The sequence below is a fragment of the Mesorhizobium sp. M7D.F.Ca.US.004.03.1.1 genome, from assembly GCF_003998635.1.
Lineage (GTDB): Bacteria > Pseudomonadota > Alphaproteobacteria > Rhizobiales > Rhizobiaceae > Mesorhizobium > Mesorhizobium loti.
This window is the reverse complement of sequence record NZ_RZQG01000400.1, coordinates 1-5,292: the sequence shown is the minus strand read 5'-3', so window position 1 is coordinate 5,292 and position 5,292 is coordinate 1. Positions and strand designations below refer to the sequence as shown.

4 protein-coding genes are annotated in these 5,292 nt (G+C 62.8%); all 4 read right to left on the bottom strand.

Annotated elements, in window-relative coordinates; all coding sequences use genetic code 11:
* Positions 1-75 precede the first annotated feature (75 nt).
* The 4 genes from xdhC to uraH all read right to left on the bottom strand — a co-directional run bounded on the left by xdhC (position 76) and on the right by uraH (position 5,236).
* Positions 76-957, bottom strand: coding sequence for a xanthine dehydrogenase accessory protein XdhC (gene xdhC, locus EN935_RS21020; RefSeq protein ID WP_127373575.1), 882 nt, complete (start codon positions 955-957; stop codon positions 76-78).
* 74 nt (positions 958-1,031) lie between these two features.
* On the bottom strand, positions 1,032-3,377 hold the full coding sequence (gene xdhB / locus EN935_RS21015) for a xanthine dehydrogenase molybdopterin binding subunit (protein WP_127265206.1): 2,346 nt from the start codon (positions 3,375-3,377) through the stop codon (positions 1,032-1,034).
* Positions 3,377-4,858 carry a xanthine dehydrogenase small subunit gene (gene xdhA / locus EN935_RS21010; RefSeq protein ID WP_127265204.1) on the bottom strand — a complete coding sequence of 494 codons (1,482 nt, stop codon included), beginning with the start codon at positions 4,856-4,858 and terminating at the stop codon, positions 3,377-3,379. Before xdhA ends, xdhB begins: the two co-directional genes overlap by 1 nt.
* Before the next feature lie 3 nt (positions 4,859-4,861).
* Positions 4,862-5,236, bottom strand: coding sequence for a hydroxyisourate hydrolase (gene uraH, locus EN935_RS21005; RefSeq protein WP_126067351.1), 375 nt, complete (start codon positions 5,234-5,236; stop codon positions 4,862-4,864).
* Between the last annotated feature and the right edge of the window lie 56 nt (positions 5,237-5,292).

The following is a 5,292-nucleotide window of genomic DNA, read 5'->3' as shown; positions in this document are numbered from 1 at the left end:
GCTGCAAGGCCGGTGGATACAGCAAACGCATGTTTGGGGCGATTGGAAAACGAAGAAGCCGATGTTCAGCTGCGGCTAACCGGCCATAACCTTGTCACGCGAAACCTGATGGTCGGCACCCGAGGCAGCGGCGTGAACAACCAGCGCCGTCATAATCTCGGCGGCCGCAAGTGCGGCGATCACCGGCGGGCGCTTGTCCTTGACGGCATCGCCGCCGATCGGCGAGACGAGACGGGCAAACTCCGGTTCGCTACCGTCCGCCGATTTCAGGAACCAATTCTTGAAGGTGGCTTTCTTGGTCTTCGAACCGATCATGCCGATATAGGCCGCGTCGTCGCGCTTCAGCGCTTCGGCGACGATCAGGAAATCCAATGCGTGATCGTGGGTGAGGATGGCGAAGGCGGTGCCGGGGGGAGCTTTGCGCACCTCGGCCTCGGGCATCGGCGTCAGCCGTGTCTCGACGGTTTCCGGCATGCCTTCCAGCGCCTCGGCCCGCGTCTCGATGACGACGCCGTGCACCGGCAGAAGCGCGATCGTCGACGCCAGCGCCTGTCCGACATGGCCGCTGCCGAAGATGTAGACATGCGGCAGATGCGCTTCCTCAGCCTCCGCGGCCGCAACCAGTTCGGCAACGAGCGCGGCATCGACAAGCCGGATCAAGACTTCGACGCGCCCGCCGCAGCATTGGCCGATCTCCGGCCCGAGCGGCACGTCGAGCGTGGCGCAGATCTCGTCAACCTCGATGCGGGCCTCTTTACCCACCATCTGCCGGGCCTTGTCGATCGCCATGTATTCGAGCTGACCGCCGCCGATCGTACCAAAGATCGCCGTCTGCGAGACGAGCATGAAGGCGCCCTTTTCGCGTGGCGTCGAGCCTTTGGTCCCGGTCACCTCGACCAAAGCGATGCGGCCTTGACCAGCAAGGAAATCTCTCAGGCTTTGCACTTTCGAATTCATCATTCGCATTCCCGTGCCGGAAACATAGGGTTTTTCGGCCTGAATTGCACGTATTGCCGACCCTGGTGCCAGACTCAGGCCTTGGCCTCGTCCTTCAGCCGTTCGATTGCCATCAGCACCCGCTCCGGCGTTGCCGGCGCATCGAGGCGCGGACAAATCTTGTGGTCGGCAATGCTCGCCACCGCATCCGACAGGGCGTGCAGCACCGACATGCCGAGCGGGAACGGCGGCTCGCCGACCGCCTTGGAACGGTGGATCGTCGGCTCGCTCGCTTCCGGCCAGTCTGCCAAGGTGACGTTGAAAATCTTCGGCCGGTCGGAGGCGAGCGGAATCTTGTAGGTCGACGGCGCGTGCGTGCGCAGCCGGCCCTTGGCGTCCCACCACAGTTCTTCCGTCGTCAGCCAGCCCATGCCCTGGATGAAGCCGCCCTCGATCTGGCCGATGTCGATGGCTCGGTTCAGAGATCGGCCACAGTCATGGAGAATATCGGTGCGCTCGACCATGTATTCGCCGGTCAGCGTGTCGACAGAGACTTCCGAACACGAGGCGCCATAGGCGAAATAATAGAAGGGACGGCCCTCGCCCTTGTCGCGGTTCCAGTGGATTTTAGGCGTCTTGTAGAAACCGGCCGCCGACAGCTGGATGCGGGCCATATAGGCCTGTTTGATGAGATCGGCGAAGGCGATTTCCTGGTTGCCGATGCGCACCCGGTTGGGCAGGAACAGCACCTGATCGCTCGGCACCTGATATTTTTCGGCGGCGAAATCGATCAGCCGATCCTTGATCTGACGAGCGCCATTCTGAGCCGCCATGCCGTTGAGGTCGGAGCCGGACGACGCTGCTGTGGCCGAGGTGTTCGGCACCTTGCCGGTCGTGGTCGCGGTGATCTTCACCTGGTCGAGATCGATCTGGAACTCTTCCGCCACCACTTGCGCCACTTTGACGTAGAGGCCCTGTCCCATCTCGGTGCCGCCATGGTTCAGATGCACCGAACCGTCCGTGTAGACATGCACCAGCGCGCCGGCCTGGTTGTAATGCGTGGCGGTGAACGAGATGCCGAACTTGACCGGCGTCAGCGCCAGGCCACGCTTGATGAAACGGCTGTTGGCATTGAAGGCCGATATTTCGCGCCGCCGCCGCGCATAGCTGGCGCTTTGCTCCAGCTCAGCGACAATGCGCTGAATGACGTTATCCTCGACCGTCTGGTGGTAGGGCGTGATATTGCGGTCCGATGTGCCGTAGAAATTCTTCTTGCGGATTTCGAGTGGATCCTTGCCGACGGCAAAGGCCACCTCGTCGATGACGCGCTCGGCGCCGACCATGCCTTGCGGGCCGCCGAAACCACGAAAGGCGGTGTTCGACACGGTGTTGGTGTAGAGCGGCGCCGATTTAGCGTGCACCGCTGGCCAGAAATAAGTGTTGTCACAGTGGAACAGCGCGCGATCGGTCACCGGGCCGGAAAGGTCCGAGGAAAAACCGCAGCGCGCCGCGAACATGAAATCGACGCCGAGGATATTGCCCTCGTCATCAAAGCCGACTTCGTAGTCGACGAGGAAGTCATGGCGCTTGCCGGTGGCGATCATGTCGTCGTCGCGGTCGGGCCGGATTTTCACGGCGCGATGGTGCTTCTTTGCGGCGATCGCGGCCAATGCCGCAAACTGATTGCCCTGCGTTTCCTTGCCGCCGAAGCCGCCGCCCATGCGGCGGATTTCCACCGTGACGGCATTGCTCGGCACGCCAAGTGCATGACTGACCATGTGCTGGACTTCGCTCGGATGCTGGGTCGAGGAATAGATGGTGACGTCCTGATCTTCGCCCGGAATGGCCATGGCGATATGGCCTTCGAGGTAGAAGTGTTCCTGGCCACCGATGCGCATTTTTCCCTTTAGCCGGCGCGGCGCTTGACGGATTGCTGTGGCGGCATCGCCGCGCTTCAGCGTGAGAGGCGGCGTGACGAGCTTGTCCTTCTTCGGATCGAGCGCACCAATGTCGGTGACGAAGGGCAATTCCTTGTATTCGACCTTGGCCAACCTTGTGGCACGGCGCGCCTGCTCGCGCGTCTCGGCAATGACGCAGAAGATCGGTTGGCCATAGAATTGCACCTTGCCGTCGGCCAGCACCGGCTCGTCGTGACGGCCGGTCGGCGAAATGTCGTTCTCGCCGGGCACGTCACTGGCCGTCAGCACGTCGACAACGCCGGGCGCTGTACGCACCGCCGAGAGATCCATGCTGGTGATCATGGCATGCGTGGCGGCAGAAAGCCCGAGGCAGCCATGCAGCGTGCCTGATGGTTCCGGCATGTCGTCGATATAGACGGCGGTGCCGCTGACATGCTTGTGCGCGGAATCGTGACGCTGGTCGTCGGCGACGCCTCCGACGATCTTTTCAGCCTTGAGGTTGGGGGCAGCGTGCTTGTTCATCATGCCGCCTCGTGCCTCGAAACCTGGATCGGCTCCCTGGTGCCGCTGGTCTCGGCGAAGAAGCGCAGCAGGAGGTTGCGCGCCGCCAGTGCGCGATACTCGGCCGAAGCCCGCATGTCGGTGAGCGGGGTGAAATCCCTGGCATATTCGGCCATCGCCGCGTCTACCGTCTGTTCGGTCCACGGCTTGCCGAGCAGCGCTTTTTCGACAAAAGACGCCCGCTTCGGCGTCGCCGCCATGCCGCCATAGGCGATGCGCACCTCCGCGACCGTGCCGTCTTTGGCCAGCGTCAGGAAGAAAGCGCCAAGGGCCGCGGTAATGTCCTCATCGCGGCGCTTGGTGATCTTGTGGACTGCGAATTTTGTATCCTTGGCTGGAACAGGAACGTGCACGGCCTCGACGAACTCGCCCGGCTGCCGGTCTTGCTTGCCATAGGCAATGAAGAAGGTTTCCAGCGGGATGGTCCGCCGCTTCTTACCCTTGCGCAGGGTGAGGCGTGCGCCAAGCGCGATCAAGGGCGGCGGCGTATCACCGATCGGCGAACCGTTGGCGATGTTGCCGCCGATCGTGCCCATGTTGCGCACCTGTTCGCCGCCGATGCGATCGAACAACGGCCCCATCGCCGGGATGCGCTTCGCCAGCGTCGCGAAGGCGTCAGTGTAGGTGACGCCGGCGCCGATCGAAATGACGCCCTTGTCTTCCGAGATGGTGCAAAGTCCGTCGAGATTGCCGATGAAAATGGCCGGCGAAATATCGCGCATGTGCTTGGTCACCCACAGGCCGACATCGGTCGAACCGGCAACGATGGTGGCGCCGGGTTCCTTGTCCAGCACGGCGGCGAAATCATCGACGTCGGCCGGCACGATCAGCCGCGCCTTGGCCGAACCGATCTCGATCCGGGCGCCGTCATGCATGGCCTCTAGCCTCGCGGTGATCGCCTTGCGCTCCGCTGCCAGCGGATCCCTCGCCGCCTTGCCGTAGCTGGAGATGGCCTGGGCCGCGCGCATGATCGCCTCGTAGCCAGTGCAGCGGCAGAGATTGCCTTGCAAAGCCTTTTCGATGGAAGCGTTCGACGGGTCGGGTGATCTCATCCACAGACCATAGAGCGACATGACGAAGCCCGGCGTGCAGAAGCCGCATTGCGAGCCGTGGAAATCGACCATCGCCTGCTGCACCGGATGCAACTGACCGGGCAGGCCCCGCAAATGCTCGACGGTCACGACATGGGTGCCGTCCAGCGAGCCGAGGAAGCGGATGCAGGCATTGACGCTTTCATAGACCAGACCGCCGGCCGAGAGCTTGCCAACCAGCACGGTGCAGGCGCCGCAATCACCCTCGGCGCAACCTTCCTTGGTGCCGCGCAGCGAACGGTCGAGCCGCAGCCAGTCGAGCAGGGTCGCATCGGGCGCAACCGACGAAAGCGCTACATCCCTGCCATTGAGAATGAAACGGATCTCGTTGCGGATATTGACCTTGGCCATGCCTCAGCTCCCCCTGTAGGTCGAGTAGCCGTAGGGCGAGACCAGCAGCGGTACATGATAATGCACCGGTTCGGCCATGCCGAAGCGGATCGGTATCACATCGAGAAAGGCGGGTTTCGGCAGGCTCAACCCCTGCTGGCGCAAATAGTCGCCCGCGGCGAAGAGCAGTTCGTATTCGCCGGTGCGGAACTCCGCGCCAGCGAGCAGCGGCTTGTCGCAACGGCCGTCGGCATTGGTGACAACGGTCTTCAGATGTGTCCGCGCCTTGCCCTCGAGGTGATAGAGCGCAATCGACAGTCCCGCTGCCGGCTTGCCGGTCGCCGTGTCGAGGACATGGGTCGTCAGACGCCCGCCATCGGCTTTCGACGTTTCTGCCATTGGCCGCCTCCCATCTCCGGTACGAGCGAATTGGCCCGGTACGGTCAAATATCAAC

Excerpts from the sequence above, each read along its gene's own strand:
- xdhC (WP_127373575.1), bottom strand. The coding sequence starts at position 957 with ATGAATTCGAAAGTGCAAAGCCTGAGAGATTTCCTTGCTGGTCAAGGC.
- xdhB (WP_127265206.1), bottom strand. The coding sequence starts at position 3,377 with ATGAACAAGCACGCTGCCCCCAACCTCAAGGCTGAAAAGATCGTCGGA.
- xdhA (WP_127265204.1), bottom strand. The coding sequence starts at position 4,858 with ATGGCCAAGGTCAATATCCGCAACGAGATCCGTTTCATTCTCAATGGC.
- uraH (WP_126067351.1), bottom strand. The coding sequence starts at position 5,236 with ATGGCAGAAACGTCGAAAGCCGATGGCGGGCGTCTGACGACCCATGTC.